This is a genomic window from Candidatus Thermoplasmatota archaeon (genome assembly GCA_034660695.1).
Lineage (GTDB): Archaea > Thermoplasmatota > E2 > UBA202 > DSCA01 > JAYEJS01.
In genome coordinates, this window is sequence record JAYEJS010000006.1 from 1 (window position 1) to 15,327 (window position 15,327).

Annotated in this window: 20 protein-coding genes; 16 read left to right on the forward strand and 4 right to left on the reverse strand. The window is 40.4% G+C overall.

Going from position 1 to position 15,327, the window contains the following annotated elements:
- Nucleotides 1-302: 302 nt before the first annotated feature.
- The 4 genes from U9O96_00175 to glyS are packed head-to-tail and all read left to right on the forward strand — an operon-like array spanning nt 303 to nt 4,096.
- Nucleotides 303-704, forward strand: a complete 402-nt coding sequence (locus U9O96_00175; protein MEA2053526.1) for a hypothetical protein — start codon at nt 303-305, stop codon at nt 702-704.
- Nucleotides 705-756: 52 nt separating this feature from the next.
- A complete protein-coding gene (locus tag U9O96_00180; GenBank protein ID MEA2053527.1) occupies nt 757-1,575 on the forward strand; it encodes an amidohydrolase family protein in 819 nt (272 codons plus the stop codon).
- A 54-nt stretch (nt 1,576-1,629) separates the two neighbouring features.
- A complete protein-coding gene (locus U9O96_00185; GenBank protein ID MEA2053528.1) occupies nt 1,630-2,478 on the forward strand; it encodes a CBS domain-containing protein in 849 nt (282 codons plus the stop codon).
- Between the two features lie 7 nt (nt 2,479-2,485).
- The gene (gene glyS / locus U9O96_00190; protein ID MEA2053529.1) at nt 2,486-4,096 is read left to right on the forward strand and encodes a glycine--tRNA ligase; all 1,611 of its coding nucleotides are present in this window, start codon (nt 2,486-2,488) and stop codon (nt 4,094-4,096) included.
- A gap of 2 nt (nt 4,097-4,098) precedes the next feature.
- On the opposite strand, the gene U9O96_00195 is transcribed toward glyS, so the two are convergent.
- Complete coding sequence (locus tag U9O96_00195; protein ID MEA2053530.1) at nt 4,099-5,697, reverse strand: AMP-binding protein; 1,599 nt, start codon at nt 5,695-5,697, stop codon at nt 4,099-4,101.
- Between the two features lie 94 nt (nt 5,698-5,791).
- Here U9O96_00195 and U9O96_00200 point away from each other — a divergent pair, with 94 nt between their 5' ends.
- The 6 genes from U9O96_00200 (at nt 5,792) to U9O96_00225 (ending at nt 8,792) form a co-directional block, all read left to right on the forward strand.
- Nucleotides 5,792-6,499, forward strand: a complete 708-nt coding sequence (locus tag U9O96_00200) for a DUF432 domain-containing protein (GenBank protein ID MEA2053531.1) — start codon at nt 5,792-5,794, stop codon at nt 6,497-6,499.
- Entirely contained in the window at nt 6,496-7,320 is an 825-nt protein-coding gene (locus U9O96_00205; protein MEA2053532.1) for a mechanosensitive ion channel family protein, read from the forward strand. Before U9O96_00200 ends, U9O96_00205 begins: the two co-directional genes overlap by 4 nt.
- Complete coding sequence (locus tag U9O96_00210) at nt 7,310-7,453, forward strand: hypothetical protein (GenBank protein MEA2053533.1); 144 nt, start codon at nt 7,310-7,312, stop codon at nt 7,451-7,453. Before U9O96_00205 ends, U9O96_00210 begins: the two co-directional genes overlap by 11 nt.
- Nucleotides 7,454-7,616: 163 nt before the next feature.
- Nucleotides 7,617-8,030, forward strand: coding sequence for a hypothetical protein (locus tag U9O96_00215; protein ID MEA2053534.1), 414 nt, complete (start codon nt 7,617-7,619; stop codon nt 8,028-8,030).
- 292 nt (nt 8,031-8,322) lie between these two features.
- Nucleotides 8,323-8,541 carry a hypothetical protein gene (locus U9O96_00220; GenBank protein ID MEA2053535.1) on the forward strand — a complete coding sequence of 73 codons (219 nt, stop codon included), beginning with the start codon at nt 8,323-8,325 and terminating at the stop codon, nt 8,539-8,541.
- Nucleotides 8,541-8,792, forward strand: coding sequence for a type II toxin-antitoxin system RelE/ParE family toxin (locus U9O96_00225; protein ID MEA2053536.1), 252 nt, complete (start codon nt 8,541-8,543; stop codon nt 8,790-8,792). Before U9O96_00220 ends, U9O96_00225 begins: the two co-directional genes overlap by 1 nt.
- Nucleotides 8,793-8,833: 41 nt before the next feature.
- On the opposite strand, the gene cysS is transcribed toward U9O96_00225, so the two are convergent.
- Nucleotides 8,834-10,312 carry a cysteine--tRNA ligase gene (cysS, locus tag U9O96_00230; GenBank protein ID MEA2053537.1) on the reverse strand — a complete coding sequence of 493 codons (1,479 nt, stop codon included), beginning with the start codon at nt 10,310-10,312 and terminating at the stop codon, nt 8,834-8,836.
- A 92-nt stretch (nt 10,313-10,404) separates the two neighbouring features.
- Here cysS and U9O96_00235 point away from each other — a divergent pair, with 92 nt between their 5' ends.
- Genes U9O96_00235 through U9O96_00250 form a run of 4 tightly spaced genes read left to right on the forward strand, consistent with a single transcriptional unit; the run spans nt 10,405 to nt 12,745 of the window.
- A complete protein-coding gene (locus tag U9O96_00235; GenBank protein ID MEA2053538.1) occupies nt 10,405-11,226 on the forward strand; it encodes a TIM barrel protein in 822 nt (273 codons plus the stop codon).
- The gene (hxlB, locus tag U9O96_00240; protein ID MEA2053539.1) at nt 11,223-11,774 is read left to right on the forward strand and encodes a 6-phospho-3-hexuloisomerase; all 552 of its coding nucleotides are present in this window, start codon (nt 11,223-11,225) and stop codon (nt 11,772-11,774) included. The genes U9O96_00235 and hxlB overlap by 4 nt, the downstream gene beginning before the upstream one ends.
- A 29-nt stretch (nt 11,775-11,803) precedes the next feature.
- Entirely contained in the window at nt 11,804-12,232 is a 429-nt protein-coding gene (locus U9O96_00245) for a translation initiation factor IF-2 subunit beta (protein ID MEA2053540.1), read from the forward strand.
- A gap of 3 nt (nt 12,233-12,235) precedes the next feature.
- On the forward strand, nt 12,236-12,745 hold the full coding sequence (locus U9O96_00250) for a hypothetical protein (protein MEA2053541.1): 510 nt from the start codon (nt 12,236-12,238) through the stop codon (nt 12,743-12,745).
- Nucleotides 12,746-12,816: 71 nt separating this feature from the next.
- On the opposite strand, the gene U9O96_00255 is transcribed toward U9O96_00250, so the two are convergent.
- A complete protein-coding gene (locus U9O96_00255; GenBank protein MEA2053542.1) occupies nt 12,817-12,966 on the reverse strand; it encodes a hypothetical protein in 150 nt (49 codons plus the stop codon).
- Between the two features lie 202 nt (nt 12,967-13,168).
- Between U9O96_00255 and U9O96_00260 the strand changes: the two genes are divergently transcribed.
- The gene (locus tag U9O96_00260; protein MEA2053543.1) at nt 13,169-13,621 is read left to right on the forward strand and encodes a hypothetical protein; all 453 of its coding nucleotides are present in this window, start codon (nt 13,169-13,171) and stop codon (nt 13,619-13,621) included.
- On the opposite strand, the gene U9O96_00265 is transcribed toward U9O96_00260, so the two are convergent.
- Nucleotides 13,614-14,696, reverse strand: coding sequence for a glycosyltransferase family 2 protein (locus U9O96_00265; GenBank protein ID MEA2053544.1), 1,083 nt, complete (start codon nt 14,694-14,696; stop codon nt 13,614-13,616). The two genes, U9O96_00260 and U9O96_00265, sit on opposite strands and share 8 nt — an antisense overlap.
- An 83-nt stretch (nt 14,697-14,779) precedes the next feature.
- Between U9O96_00265 and U9O96_00270 the strand changes: the two genes are divergently transcribed.
- Nucleotides 14,780-15,205 (forward strand): ABC transporter ATP-binding protein, encoded by a 426-nt coding sequence (locus U9O96_00270; protein ID MEA2053545.1) that lies wholly within the window; start codon nt 14,780-14,782, stop codon nt 15,203-15,205.
- The last annotated feature ends 122 nt before the right edge of the window (nt 15,206-15,327 follow it).

Below are 15,327 nucleotides of genomic sequence, written 5' to 3' on the forward strand. Positions count from 1 at the left end.
AGGAAAGCATTGGACGAATGTTGATTATGATTATTATCAGAGCATCAGAACAGAAAGTCAAATGACACTCATTGATTTTGCCAGTCCCATGTGATACGCTTCGGGCTTCAGCCCGGAGTAGTTAACTGGGAGATAGATTAAACCTTCCTCCTTTTCAAAAATTTTGGGTTGATTTTGACAAGTGGGATCACCGAAAAGCCGTATTTTGATATTTTTGATATAGATCAGATCATGTTGTATCAAAAAAACTCAAAATCGGCGATGGTCAACTATTTATATTGGAAACGCAATTGTTGGTGAAAATGAAAACATGGATAGAGTTACTGCTCGTTATCGCTGTTGCCATTGCTTCAGTTGCTGCTGGTCTTATTGCATTTATATATGTAGGTCTTACTTCGCCGCCAGAACCCTTACACTTTGTGATTTTTAACGACGATAATCAAACCCATTCCGTGAAAGTTGAGATTTATGACTCAAAAAAACAAATATTCAATGAAAGTTACCTCGGGGAGCCTGAAAAAATCAGGGAATCGAGTTCCATAACGAATAAGAGCGGAGAATATCTTTTCAAAGTGGCGGTAAACCGCAATCTGAGCGCCGAGAAAACGATAGAGGTAAAAAGGAATTTTGTTGGCGTGGCAATCGTTCTTTATCGGGAAGAGAATAAACTTCTGATAGATATAGAGCCGGGTTACGCTCCATAATCTCCTCCTCCCAGGCAAAACGATTTTAAAAGATAGCGCTTTTCCTTATGGAATGAAAGAGTTCATATTTAATTGTCATACCCATGTTGGAGATGCATTCATCGTGCTGGGCAAAAAAAGGTGGACAGTCGAGGAACTTGTTGCCCCCCCAGGCGGGCTAAAACACAGATTGCTAAGAAAAGCATCAGAGAGTGATATAACGGGCGGAATGGAGCAGGCCGTTTCAATAATGAAAAAGTGCGGTACCACTCACTTCTGCGATTTCAGAGAGGGGGGCGTGGAGGGGGTAAAGCAGTTGAGAGAAGTTGCGAAAGGCATAAACGCAATAGTGCTTGGAAGGCCTCTAGAGCTGAATTATGATAAGAAAGAAATGAACGAAATACTTAAGGTTGCAGATGGCGTAGGATTGAGCAGCATATCAGACTGGGAATACGAGGAGTTAAAGAAGGTGGCAGGACATGCCAATAAGAAAAAAAAATTATTTGCAATTCATGCAAGTGAGGCACTCAGAGAGGATATAAATGCCATTCTCGAACTAAAACCGTCATTTTTAGTTCACATGAGCAGTGCAAGCAGTGATGACTTGGAGCTGGTGGCAGATGCAAGCGTTCCCGTCGTTGTATGCCCGCGTTCCAACGCATTCTTTGGGATAAGGCCGGATATCGAAGGCATGATTAAGTATGGCATTCCTCTTCTCCTTGGAACGGATAATGCGATGATTACACCTCCTGACATTACGGAGGAAATGAAATATCTGTTAAAAAATTTTAATGTCGCCAAAAGTCAGGCATTGGAGATGATAAATACAAATCCAAGGAAATATTTAAATGTAAGTCCCAGCATTCAACAATCAGATGGAAGGAGCGTTTAACAGTACGGTATCGGGGGCAGAAAGAGAATATGCTGATGCTAAAGGAGGAATAGAATGAAAGGAAAAGTAAAAGTAAAGGATGTAATGACCACCAACATCATGCTGGCAGAAGTGCCTGGCAGCAGGGAAAGTATTCTCCGTATGTTCGGTAAGTATGAGATATCGGGTATGCCTGTCGTTAAAGCCGGAACGAAAAAAATTGTTGGCGTGATTACGAGGAACGACATATTTCAAAATTATGAAGAGGACCAACTGGCAATGATAATGAACGACAAACCATTGACAGTTTCTCCCGATGATGATATAAAGGAAGCGGCCAGAATATTTTATGAAAGGAGAATACACGGGCTGCCGGTTGTTGACAATGGAGAAGTTAAAGGTGTTATATCTCCCTCGGACATTCTTCGCTTGATAGAAAAATTTGATGGCGACGAAGTTGAGAATTATCTTTCTCCCGTTTTTATCCCCTTATACCAGGAAACGCCTCTTCCAGCGGTAATGAAAATTTTCAGGATTACGGATGCAGGAGCTTTACCGGTAATTGATGAAAACGGCATGCTTGCCGGGATAGTGGCAGATGGTGATATATTCGCCTTTTCGCATCTCGATGAGGGTATTGCAAAATCTGAGATGGGCATAGGAGAGGACGAGGACATATGGAGCTGGGAAGGGATAAGGGATGTTATGCGCCTTTACTATGAAACATCAAAAATACAGCTTCCGCCCATACCCGTAAGAGAAGTTATGGTGAAGGACGTCATTACCGTATTCAGAAAAACGAAGCTGTCGGTTGTTGCCCAAAAAATGATCAGCCACAAGATAAATCAGATGCCGGTAATGGATGAAGAAAATGAAATAATGGGAATGGTTTGTGATGTTGATTTAACGAAAACATTAATGTAGTGGTGGAATGGATAAATATAGCGGTATAATTTCGTTATCAAAAAGAAGGGGCATATTCTATCCGTCATATGACATATACGGTGGAGAAGCAGGATTTTACGATTACGGCCCTATCGGCACTTTATTGAAAAATAACGTGGAGAATAAATGGCGCGAGTTGTACATGCTGAAGGAAAATTTTTTTGAGATATCGACTCCAATAATAACTCCCTACAATGTTCTTAAAGCATCGGGGCATGTTGATAAATTTCTCGATGTAATACTAACTTGCGAAAATTGTGGTGAGTCTTTCAAGGCTGGAGATGTTCCGGAAGAAAATTACGAAAAATTGAAATGCCCGGAATGTAACGGAAAGCTGAAAAAAGATAAAATAAATTTGATGTTTGAAACGGGCATAGGGCCTAGAAAAAAGGAAAGGGCTTTTTTGTGTCCTGAAACAGCCCAAGGCATTTTTGTGAATTTTCCATTTCTCTACCAGTTTTCTAGGAAAAAATTGCCGTTGGGTGTTGTCCAGATAGGAAAGGGCTTTAGAAATGAAGTATCGCCCCGTCAGGGCATAATAAGGCTGAGGGAGTTCTCGATGGCAGAGGCAGAGATTTTCTTCGACCCGGAAAATAAAAATCATATGGGCTTTGATGAAATAAAAAATGACGTTATAACGATAATACCGGCGGGCAGGGATGAAATGCGTAATTCCGTGAAAAAAATAGTGGAAAAAGGGATAATAGGTAACAACGCCCTTGCATATCATATAGCTTTAACAAAACGCTTTCTTGTTTCAGTTGGCATTGACGAAAAAAAATTGAGGTTCAGGCAGCATCTGCAGAAAGAAATGGCACACTATGCCAGTGATTGCTGGGATGCCGAAATTCTTACGTCATTTGGGTGGGTCGAATGTGTCGGTATCGCAGATCGTACAGCTTATGATATAAAGGCACATATGGATGCTACCGGCGTTGACATGACGGCCTTCAAAGTCTATGATAAGCCAGTGAAAGAGAAAAGAAAAATCATAGTTCCAAAAATGGATAAGCTGGGCCCTGCATTTATGGGAAATGCAAAAAAAATAAAAGAAATGCTCGAGAAAATGGAGCCGACCGATGAACCAGTGCATCTGAAAATTGATGGAAATGACATCGAGATAGGCAAAGAATTTTATGATGTAGTGGAGAAAGAAATCACCGTTACAGGAAAAAATTTCATCCCCCATGTTATCGAGCCGTCCTATGGAATAGACCGCGTAATCTACTGCATCCTTGAACACAATTATGTTGAAACCGAGAAAGAAGGAGAGAAATATTTCACTTTGAAGTTGCCCTCCTGCATTGCGCCAGTAAAAGCGGGTGTTTTTCCGCTCGCTAATAAAGATGGTCTTCCTTCCATTGCCAGGGAAATTGAAACAGACTTACGTGAGAAAGGAATAGTCGCCTTTTATGATGGCAGGGGGAGCATAGGCAGGCGGTACGCACGAATGGACGAAATCGGTACGCCATTCTGCATAACGGTTGACTATACAACGATCGAAGATAATACCGTTACTGTTAGGTGGAGGGACACAACGGAACAAATAAGGATAGATAGGAAAGAACTGGCGGGATGGATACAGGAAAATATGTAAGGTTATATCTCCTTCTTCTTTCTTTCTCTCGCCCTCAGTTCAACTCTTCTTATCTTTCCGCTTATTGTTTTTGGCAGTTCGTCGACAAATTCTATCTCCCTCGGGTACTTGTACGGGGCAGTTTCCTTCTTCACAAAATTCTGTAGTTCCTTCACCATCTCATCACTCGGTTCATACCCGCCTGCAAGTACAACAAAGGCCTTCACTATATTGCCCCTTATTTTATCTGGAGATGCAACAACCGCTGCCTCCACTACCGCCGGGTGCTTTACAAGTGCGTCTTCCACTTCAAATGGGCCGATGCGGTAGCCCGATGCCTTTATCACATCATCAGCCCTTCCCTCGAACCAGAAATAGCCGTTTTCATCCATTTTTGCCAGGTCACCGGTCAAATACCATCCGTTAACGGCCACATCCTGCAGCTTTTTTCCGCCCCAATAGCCAACCATCAGACCGGGATGAGAGACAGGTACAGCAATCTGCCCTATTTTGCCTGGCGGGAGAGCGTTGCCGTCTTCATCGACAATTTTTACACCGGAGCCTGGCATAGGCTTTCCCATCGAGCCGTATTTTACCTCTATGCCATGATAATTGCAAACAAGCCCGGAGGTTTCCGTTTGCCCGTAGCCGTCGTATATTGTTAGCCCGTAAGCATTTTTGAATCTATCTATGACCTCTCTATTCAAAGCTTCGCCCGCACTCAAAAATTTTTTCATGTCGGAGAGGTCATACGCCTCCAGGTCTTCCTGAGCCCATATTCGGTATTCAGTGGGCGTCGAACATAGTTTGTTAACCCTATATTTTTCCATCAATTCGAGGAACTTCTTCGGGTTGAAACGCCCCATATATGTTATCTGTGAAGCGCCGACTGTAAGTGCAACGCCTAGAGGGCTCCAGAACCACTTTGCCCACCCCGGAGAGGTAGTAGACCATAGCAGCTCATCCGGCTTTGCATCCCACCAGTAGCCTGCATTGGTCTTGTAAAAGCAGTACATCCATTTATGGTCGTGCAGCACCCCTTTTGGCTCTCCAGTAGTTCCTGAAGTGTAGTTTATTGTCATGATATCTGCAGCTTTTACATCCACTTTCTCAAAATTTCTCGATGCTTTCTTAATTTCATCATCGTATGAAATCCAGCCGTTTCTTTCTCCCCTTACAATTATAAAATTCTTTAGAGGCGTTTTATCTTTTATGTTGTCAATATGTTCTGCAGCATTGGGAGAGGCAACTATAGTTTTCGCCCCACAGTTATTTGCCCTGTATTCTATATCTTTTTCCCTGAGCATCTCGGGGCACGGAACAATTATCGCCCCTTTTTTAAAAGCACCAATTTGAATCGAAAAAACTTCAGGAAGTCTCGGGAGCGTGACCATGATCCTGCCGCCCTTCTCCACATTCAGGCCTTTCAATAAATTCCCAAATTGATTGGCAAGGTCTCTCAATCTCCAGTAAGGTATCATCTTTTCCTTTCCCTCCTCATTTTCCCAGTAAATCGCTACCTTTCCTCTGTCCTTGGCATGTTCATCAACAGCATTTGCTATCGTATAATCTTCAGGAATATCCCACTCGAAATTTTTATTCCATTCCTCATAGTTGCCCATATCTTTCACCATCCATTGGATGAGAACAACGCATTTAACCATTTCGCTCCGATTTTTTATAAATATTTTTATATGATAAAGCATATCATTATCGGTGTTCGGAAAATATGACCTGAATGTGGACTTAAAAGAGCAGGACATCGAAATTTTGATGGAGGGCAGAGGCAAGAGGAGGCGTTACTACCGCAGGGTAGGAGACGAAGAAGTAGAAAAGTTCATACATGCGGAAGGCGGCAGCCTGGTAATTTGTCCTGTTGAACCCGTCAATATACCGGATGCGACCATATCAGAACATCTGCTAATAGAGTTTGACAAGCCATTGGTGATCGAGCCAGGGATTAAAAATACTTTTTATGCCAAATTTCCAGTCGAAATAGGCATTTTTCTCGTAGACAAAAAAGATGTTGAGGAAATAGACATATTTACCAAAACAAAGCCAAAATATACGCTTTATGGGCCTCCAGAAAGCGGTATCGTGTGCAAGTGGTGGAAAAGCGACCTATATGCGGAAAAGCCAGAAGTAGGTAGATTGTATGAGGGCATAGTAAAAGTGGACATAATGAACGGTTATTATGAATGGGTGGAGCTGAAAAAATTTGTACTAAGGGCGTTTGACATGAAAATTTTTTATGACGACCATGCTTACATGCGTGCCCATCTAAAAATTTTGAAAAAAACGATGGGAGAGACGACATTCAGTACCAGGAAGCCAAAGAACATGCAGGAATCAATAGATATATATCTCGCTAAAGGAATCAAAAAATTGGAGAAGAAATTTGTAATGGAGTGGCGATTTAAATGAATATCTGGGAATCGTTTAAGGACGTGCTGGAATTGAAAATCGGAGGTATAACGACGCTCAACATATTTACATTTATTTTTATTATTTTGATTTCCGCGGTGATAGGAAAAGTAGTCAGGACTAATCTGCACAGGTTTTTCAAAGAAAAAGTACCCATCACAACGCTGGTTGTCATGGAAAAAATTGTCCATTATGTCATCATTTTTATCGGGTTTATGGTGGCTTTGCCATACATTGGTTTTTCTTTGAGCGGATTGCTTGTGGCTGGCGGCATATTGGGCATAGTCATAGGATTTGCAAGTCAGACGGTTGTATCAAATTTGATAAGCGGAATATTTTTGATGATAGAAAGACCCATGGCCGTCGGGGACGGGGTGAATATCGGTGATGTAAGCGGGATTGTTAAGGATATAAAGATTCTTTCGACTACTGTAAGGACTTATGATGGTATTTATGTGAGGATACCGAACGATAAAGTTTTCAGCTCAAACATACAGAATTATGTTGTCCATGAAGCGAGGCGGTTCAATTACAGCATAGGCATAAGGTACAAAGATGATGCGGAAAAAGCCATGAAAATAGTTGAAGGCTTGCTGGATGCTCACCCGCTGGTGTTGAAGGAGCCGGCCCCGACAATTTTTGTTGAAGAGCTAGGGGAAAGCAGCGTAAATCTAACGGTCAAAATATGGGCTCCGTCCAGTCACTGGTACGGCGTCTATACGGAAATGCTATGGAAGATTAAAGTGGCCCTGGAGAAGGAAGGCATAGAGATACCGTTCCCGCAACGTGTCGTATGGATGGCTGGAAAAGATGGAAAATAAACGTGAGAAAAAAACCACTGAGATATATACTCATGTAAGCAATAAAGACCTAAGCAGAATACCTAATCCGTTAGATTTAATATATAAGAACGCATACACTGATAAAAGAGAGATGAAGAATAATGAAGAGTAAAAGCCCACCAAAGGGATGTATATACGAAATGGAGCTCATATATAATCCCAAATTAGGGGTATATACGACATTAATGTTGTGTATGAACAAGTTATATGACATATTACTCGGCGAAGATAAAATACAAAAAATTCAAAAGTAATTAACTAATTAAATTATAATCATGGCAAGAAGAGAAAAAGTATGGTTCTATAAACCACCACGACAGCCAAAACTCAAGGTTCCGGATTCAACTAAAGCAGAGGTAGAAAGAAAATGTAATGAATTTGTTGAGTCCGTGTTGAAGCCAAAATACATTAAACCACATCCAAAAAACGAGCGCTTTAATTATGTTGTGGATATTTTTACAAAGTGGTACAGAAATTATTTCTATTTCTGTGCAAAATATTATAGTCCTGACTCAAATGCTATATCGCTTTTTTTTGAAGCAAGATTTGCACGAATGGAGTATGTGAGTGAGGATCAGTTTAATTTGTCGTATATGAGACACACCGGGCAGTGGTGGGAGATTTTTAGAGGACTATCTCTTAACGAATGCATAGAAACTATTAAGGATATGCCTCATTTTACTCCATAATCTAAGACATTGGAGCAGTCGATGTAAAGACAATTATTGGGTTGTTGAAGAATGTATTAGATTGAGTAGGTATTGATTGAAAAAGTTAAGCACATAGGGCAAATAATATCAATGAGATGAGAACAATTAAAATCGCCTGCGTCATACGTCATATAACAAAGTGTATCCGCTGTGGCTAACGCCTTGCCTTGCCTTCGGCAACTTTCTTTATCCGCAAAACATTGTACCTAATTTTGATTCCCTCCTTCAAGTAAGGAAATATTTATAAACTATAGCAAGTTATATGTTGACTATGGCGACAACAATCCAGATAAGTAACGATTTATTAGAAGCTTTAAAGGCTAAAAAGATGTTCAGTAAAGAGAGCTATGAAGAGGTTATATGGGATTTAATAGAAGACTCTATGGAACTCTCTGAGGAAACAAAAAGACATATTAAGCAGGCGGAAGAAGACTATAAAGCAGGAAAGGTATACACCCATGAGCAGGTAAAGAAGGACTTGGGTCTATAATGTATGATATACTATATACTGAACAGGCATTAAATCAATTAAAGAAGTTAGAAAAAGAAATACAGCAAAGAGTAATATCTGTTCTTGAGAGATGTCGCATAAGACCCTATAATCATGTTAAAAAGATAGTAGGCAGCAAATACTTCAGGTTAAGGATTGGAGATTACAGGGTTATTCTTGATATAATGAATAATAAACTACTGATTTTAGTGGTTGAGGCAGGCCATCGCAGAAACACATACAAAAAATAGAAGAGTTCATTTAATCGCGCTATGTAACAGGGTTTAAGGACTTATTTCATCCTCCATTTTGTTCCATCGCTTGTGTCCTGTATCTCAAAACCCAGTTCAGCCAGCTCATCTCTTATAGCGTCGGCCTTCTTCCAATCCTTTTCTTTCCTTGCGTTCTGCCTGATTTCTATTATTTCTTCCATCAGCCCTTCCAGATTTTTTTCTTTGGCAGTTCCTCCGTGCTTTTCAATCAGTGTTGTAAGGAGTGAAACGGCATCTTTCTTTCCTGCTTCATCTTGAAACAATGTTATTATTCCTCCCAGCTCAAGGAGAGTATCAAGGGCATACCTGCTCAATTCTTTGTCTGGCTTGCATTCCATGATATATTTATTGCTAGATTTTACAAATTCAAATAGTGAGGCAATAGCCTCGGGCGTGTTGAAGTCATCGTCCATCGCTTCTTCGAATTTCCTTCTAAATTCTAAAATTGAAAGGTAATATTCCTTTTCTCTTCCATATAATGCCTTTTCATTTATTTTTCTATCGGCATTTTCTGCAGCCTTCTGAAGATCATCTTTAAGCCTTTTTAGTCTGTCCAATCCTCTATGGGCCATGTCAAGGTTTTCTTCACTGAAATCGGCAGGGCTTCGGTAATGATATGAGGCAAAGAAAAATCGCAACAATTCAGCATCCCATTTTTCCAGTGCATCTTTTATGTTGATTATGTTGCCAAGAGATTTGCTCATTTTCTCTCCATTTACTTTGAGCATTCCGGAATGAAGCCAGTAATTTACAAATTTTTTGCCATACGCAGCCTCGGTCTGAGCAATTTCATTTTCGTGGTGGGGAAATATCAAATCATGTCCCCCCCCGTGGATATCAAACGGTAAACCAAGATATTTGCTGCTCATTGTAGAGCATTCTATATGCCATCCCGGCCTTCCCTTTCCCCATGGGCTTTGCCAGTACGGCTCTCCTGCTTTTGCATTTTTCCATAGGGCAAAGTCGAGTGGACTTTTCTTTTTTTCTCCTAGTTCAATACGGGTACCTGCTTTCATCTCGCTTATTTTTTGTCCTGATAGTTTTCCATAGTCCTTGAACTTTTCTACAGAAAAATAAACATCGCCGTCTGCCACGTATCCATATCCATTTTCGATTATTTTTTTTGTTGTATCGATGATATCCTCTATGTGCTCCGATGCTTTCGGATATATGTCAGCCTCTCTTATGCCCAGTCTTTTCATGTCTGACAGGCACCTCTCCGTATACATTGCGGAATATTTCAACGGAGGCATACCTCTATCATTTGCAGATTTTATAATCTTGTCATCTACATCTGTTATATTCTGGACATAGGTTACTTCATATCCTTTGTACTCCAGACATCTTCTTATTATATCGAAAGCGACATAGGTGCGGGCATGGCCAATATGTGCATCGCTGTAGACGGTCATACCGCAAACGTACATCTTGGTCTTTCCTTTTTCCACCGAAACAAATTCTTCTTTTTTTCTGCCCAGCGTGTTGTATATCTTTAGCATTCGTTAGAGCATTTGTATGTTTTTTAATAAATTTTTGGTCATCATCCCGTAAATTAGAAATTTATATTAATGTCTAGGCAATACAATTCTCTGTGATAAGAATAGGAGTTGCTGGCATACCTTTATCATGCAAAGACCGAACCAACAGGGACGGCATCATTTATACAAAAAATCTCGGCTTGTCGGCTATGGAAATCCAATTTGCCAGAGGATTTATTTCAGAGGAGGAGGCAAAGGAAATAAGAGATGTGGCAAATAAATGCGTTGTCGAGATGTTTATCCATTCCCCTTATTACATAAATCTCCTCGGAAATGAGAGAAATGTGGAGATGAGTAAAAATAAGATAAGAAAATCTGTCCGCCTTGCCAATGTGATGGGTGCAAAAGTCGTTACCATCCATACCGGATTTTACGGATCGCTGTCAAAAAAGAAGGCCATAATGAGATTTACCAAAAATATACGCTCGCTCAGGGATGAGTTTAAAAAAGACGGCATCGAGGTGCCCGTTGGTATTGAAACAATGGGTAAAAAGGAAGTGTTCGGCAGCCTAGAAGAAATTGTTGAAGTGTGCAAATGCGTCCGTGGGACAGTGCCCGTTCTTGACGCGGGACATATACATGCAAGAAGCAATGGTTGTCTAAAGGATAAGGAGGGCTTTCAGGAGGTGTTTGATAAAGTCAGCGGTTTGGAACTGGAGCATTACCTGATTCATATAACTGGAGTGAAATATAACAAAGACGGAGAAATGTATCATGTCCCCATAAGAAAGGGAGATATGCCCGTAATAAAGCTAATGGAATGTATAATCGATAACGGCTACAATGTTACAATCATCTCGGAGTCCCCCATACTTGAACATGATGCAGTATATTCTCAGATACTGCTTGATAGAGCAATGGAAATGTCAAAATGAATAATGAAATGCGTTTTGAAAAATCGGTTGCCTACATAAACAAAAAGATAGTGGATATTCTCAAAAATGTGGATGAAAAAGAAGTGGAAGATGTGATAAAACTTTTCATGGATGCAAGGAGAATATTTGTCTACGGTACGGGGAGGAGCGGGCTGGTAGGGAAAGCGTTTGCCATACGGCTTGTCCATCTCGGTTTTCAGACATTCGTGATAGGAGAAACAATAACCGCCCCGGTTCAAAAAAATGATCTTGTAATACTTATATCCGGCTCGGGAGAGACAATACCTGTAACCATGACCGCAGAAATCGCAAGGAGATTGGGAGCGAAAATAATATCAGTTACGGCAAATCCTGATTCTCACATAGCCAGATTTGCTGATGTTTTGATATCTCTATCGGCTGGAAAGAGAGATTCCGACCTTGTCCCTCTCGGTACATTATTTGAGGCGAGTTCCTGGATATTTCTGGATGGGCTTGTTTCTGAGTTAATGGCAAGGAAGGGAGAGGATGAGAAAAAAATGAGAGAAAGACATGCAACACTGGAATAACTTTTTAAATACTAGGATATTCAAATTTGATGGAAAAATACGACTATGAAAAATTGCTGGATAAATCGATAAAATCTCTCCCGGAAAAGGTGATAACAAAAGAGAGATTTCAGATGCCCCATGGAATTATTTTTTATGAAGGGAATACAACTATCCTGAAAAATTTTCTTGAAATATCAAACATTTTGAATAGAGATACTTGTCATATTCTTTCATATCTGCTAAAAGAGCTAGGTACTGCAGGTGAAGCGGAGGGTGAACGGGTTATATTTCAGGGGAAGATACCTGAAAGGAAGGTACAGGAGAGAATAACAGCATATGTAGAGAGGTTTGTGCTGTGCAGGGAATGCGGCAGGCCGGATACAAAATTAATAAAAAAGAATAGGACTCTTCTGTTGAAGTGTGAGGCTTGCGGTGCTATCCATCCCGTAAAGGCGAAAAGGATAAAGAGGGAATAGGCAATGATAAGTGCCAGCAAGAAGATTCTCATCCTTTTTGTCGTGGCACTGGCTTTCATTTTTTTTAGAATATATAACATAGAAAATCCTTTTTCCACAAACGGAATTGATGAGGGAATACATCTTCTTCAGGCGAAGATGGTCGGGGAAGGATATAATCTCTACGGGGATTTGGGAGGTGACCAGGCTCCTCTTGTCATTATGATATTTTCCGCGTTTAAAGGAAATGTCATGATATCAAGATATCTTTCTTTCTTTCTTTTTTTAGCTTCTTCCCTTTCATCATTTTTGATAGCATCACACCTGAGAGATAAAAGGGCTGGCGTATTTACAGTTCTCGTACTTGCCCTGGATTTCACCCTTCTGAGGGAATCGAGGCTTGCATCCCTTGATCTATTCTCGGCATCACTCCTATGTATTTCAGCCCTTTTTTTTATTTTATATATCGACAAAAAGAATTGGAAAAATATAGTTCCTGCATCTTTCTTTCTCTGTCATGTCTTGCCAAAATGATTGCAGCTCCATTTGCGTTACTGGTAACCTTGATTTTTTTATATGATGTGGTGAAAAAAAAAGAATTTCCTTCACCTTTTCGTATATGCATTTTCTTTTCTTCTGCCCTTCCTTTTCTTATTCCTTATTTTCACCCCACAGGAGCTCGTAGATGGGATATTGCTCAGGCAGATGAACCGCAATCTTGATTTGAGCACGAAACTTTCTTTCCTCCTTTTCATGGGCCCCAGCTTTATTTACTTTCTTTCCATAAAAAAATGGGATTTAAAAGACAGAAAAATTGCTTTTCTAATCGTATGGTTTTTTTCTATCTTTATATTTTTAATGTTGCAGGGGAGAACATTCCAGCATCATTTTGTATACGTCGCGTTTCCGGCTGCAATACTCTCTGCCGTAGCTTTATCCGATCTGCCCGAGCACAGTTTGAAAGGGAAAGCCATACTTTCAGCATTTATTGCAGTAAATGTTGTCCTTTCTTCCTTTATGATTTTAACTGCGCCCCATAATCTTGTGTATGATGTGGCAGATGAAATAGAAGAGGTAACCCCTCCCGGCTCATTGGTGATATCGGGAAATCCTCTGGTGAACGTTCTATCAAATCGGGATTGCCCGCCAAATCTGACCAATCTTGCGTATCTCCATAGTCCTCCAACAGAACCATCTGATATAATATACTGGCTCGAAAATGGGGGCATAAAGGCTGTTGTGCTTTACTGGTATCTGGCAGATATGGACGAGGTAAAGATGTATCTCGAAAATAGCGAAAATTATACATTATACAAAACAATTGAAGGAAGGGGGCAGATTTTGTTTTATGGATTAACTCCAAAATTTTCAGTGGATAAATATGTCATATATGTAAGGACGGCTACTTGAACCAGGTCCACAGGTTGTTGGCAGCGAAATTCCATATGAAAACTATGACTATGGCAATAAATGCAGCCCACATATAGTAGTATCCGAAAAATTCTTTTAATAGCCCCATAATGCCAAGTTGCATTGGAAACGCTGGAGAACTGATAAGATTAAACTTCAGAAATCTCCTAAAAGCATTTTTCATTCCTTTTTTTCCTCTGTCGTGAAATGTCCATAGGTCATTTAATATAAAATTAGAAAGTATAGATAGCTCTATAGCAATAGAAGCTGAGAAAAGGTAAAACATCCCGAATCTCTCAGTTATAAGCCATAATAATCCCAAATTGACCAACACACCGCTTCCCCCGACCAATCCAAATTTTACAAATCGCATTATTTCTCCTTCCTCCCATGAAAGACGGAGCAGATGATGGGAATATTTGCTGTATTCCTTGAAAACTAAAGAACTGGTTCCTCTCTCCCTGTCCTTGAATGTTATTGGCACTTCCTCCACTTTTTTGTAATTTCCTCTGATCAAAATTTCCAGCAGTATTTTGTAGCCTATTGGACGCAATTCTGCACCGTCCAGAACTTCACGTCTCAGCATGAAAAAGCCGGAAAGCGGGTCTTTTGCTTTCCTGCTTTTGGGTAACAAGAGATGGGCTATAGCTCTTGCACCTTTGGAGTAAAATTTCCTCTTGAAAGTCCAGTTTTCTATTTCCCCTCCAGGTATGTACCTGCTTCCAACGACAATATCTGCTCCTTCCCGTATTTTATTTAGCAGTTCGATGATTTTTTCCGGGGGGTGTTGAAGGTCTGCATCCATGACAGTGAGCACCTGTCCCTCGCTGTTTTTAAAACCTTCTATAACGGCCGTTGCAAGACCTCTCTCATTTTCTCTCCTCACGACCTTAAGAAAATCATAATTCTTTCTCAAATCTTCAGCCAGGTCAGCTGTACCGTCGGGGCTGTCATCATCGACGATAATCATCTCAAAATCTACTCCATGCAAGGCATTTTTCACTCTCTTGAGGAGGGTGGGCAAATTCTCTATTTCGTTATAAGTCGGCACGATGATCGACAGCAATGGCATCATTCCGCAATCTCCCATTCTTTAAATAATTATTTGTTTTCTCAAAAAGCAGTAATTATTTAAGGAGTAGGGGCATTTCTGCCACAATGAGCATTGTCGAAATAAAAGGCTTGATTAAAAATTATAATGGCATTAAAGCGGTTGATAACCTAAGTATCGAGATAAAAAAAGGAGAGGTTTTTGCTTTATTGGGGCCAAATGGGGCTGGCAAAACTACTACCATAAATATAATAATGGGATTTATTTTTCCTACGAGTGGCACTGTCACGATATTGGGCAATGACATCCTCAAAAATGGTAAAGAGGCACGAAAGCGAATCGGATTCATGCCTGAGGAGTTGGGCTTTTATGACACGCTTACTGCATATGAGCACATGAAATTTTATGCACGGTTGTTCGGCATTCCCGAAAAGGAGCGGGAGGAAAAAATTCTCCACCGATTAGATCAAATCGGGTTGTTGGAAAGAAAAGATTCCAAAGTCAGAGAATATTCCTATGGTATGAGGCGGTAGATACAGATTAGGCTTCATCATATAAAAGGCTAACCATTTTTGAGATACCTCGTAGCTCAAAAAATTTCGTAAAAAATAAGAGAATCCCATCCTAATTTGATGAACCCATGGGATGGGATGAA

Bases quoted from the DNA above. Each gene is read 5' to 3' on its own strand.
- hxlB (MEA2053539.1), top strand. From the start codon at position 11,223: ATGAATAATGAAATGCGTTTTGAAAAATCGGTTGCCTACATAAACAAA.
- U9O96_00250 (MEA2053541.1), top strand. From the start codon at position 12,236: ATGATAAGTGCCAGCAAGAAGATTCTCATCCTTTTTGTCGTGGCACTG.
- U9O96_00185 (MEA2053528.1), top strand. From the start codon at position 1,630: ATGAAAGGAAAAGTAAAAGTAAAGGATGTAATGACCACCAACATCATG.
- glyS (MEA2053529.1), top strand. From the start codon at position 2,486: ATGGATAAATATAGCGGTATAATTTCGTTATCAAAAAGAAGGGGCATA.
- U9O96_00205 (MEA2053532.1), top strand. From the start codon at position 6,496: ATGAATATCTGGGAATCGTTTAAGGACGTGCTGGAATTGAAAATCGGA.
- U9O96_00270 (MEA2053545.1), top strand. From the start codon at position 14,780: ATGAGCATTGTCGAAATAAAAGGCTTGATTAAAAATTATAATGGCATT.
- U9O96_00195 (MEA2053530.1), bottom strand. From the start codon at position 5,697: ATGGGCAACTATGAGGAATGGAATAAAAATTTCGAGTGGGATATTCCT.
- U9O96_00255 (MEA2053542.1), bottom strand. From the start codon at position 12,966: ATGAAAAGGAGGAAAGAAAGTTTCGTGCTCAAATCAAGATTGCGGTTC.
- U9O96_00245 (MEA2053540.1), top strand. From the start codon at position 11,804: ATGGAAAAATACGACTATGAAAAATTGCTGGATAAATCGATAAAATCT.
- U9O96_00220 (MEA2053535.1), top strand. From the start codon at position 8,323: ATGGCGACAACAATCCAGATAAGTAACGATTTATTAGAAGCTTTAAAG.
- U9O96_00175 (MEA2053526.1), top strand. From the start codon at position 303: ATGAAAACATGGATAGAGTTACTGCTCGTTATCGCTGTTGCCATTGCT.
- U9O96_00180 (MEA2053527.1), top strand. From the start codon at position 757: ATGAAAGAGTTCATATTTAATTGTCATACCCATGTTGGAGATGCATTC.
- U9O96_00215 (MEA2053534.1), top strand. From the start codon at position 7,617: ATGGCAAGAAGAGAAAAAGTATGGTTCTATAAACCACCACGACAGCCA.
- U9O96_00265 (MEA2053544.1), bottom strand. From the start codon at position 14,696: ATGATGCCATTGCTGTCGATCATCGTGCCGACTTATAACGAAATAGAG.
- U9O96_00225 (MEA2053536.1), top strand. From the start codon at position 8,541: ATGTATGATATACTATATACTGAACAGGCATTAAATCAATTAAAGAAG.
- cysS (MEA2053537.1), bottom strand. From the start codon at position 10,312: ATGCTAAAGATATACAACACGCTGGGCAGAAAAAAAGAAGAATTTGTT.
- U9O96_00210 (MEA2053533.1), top strand. From the start codon at position 7,310: ATGGAAAATAAACGTGAGAAAAAAACCACTGAGATATATACTCATGTA.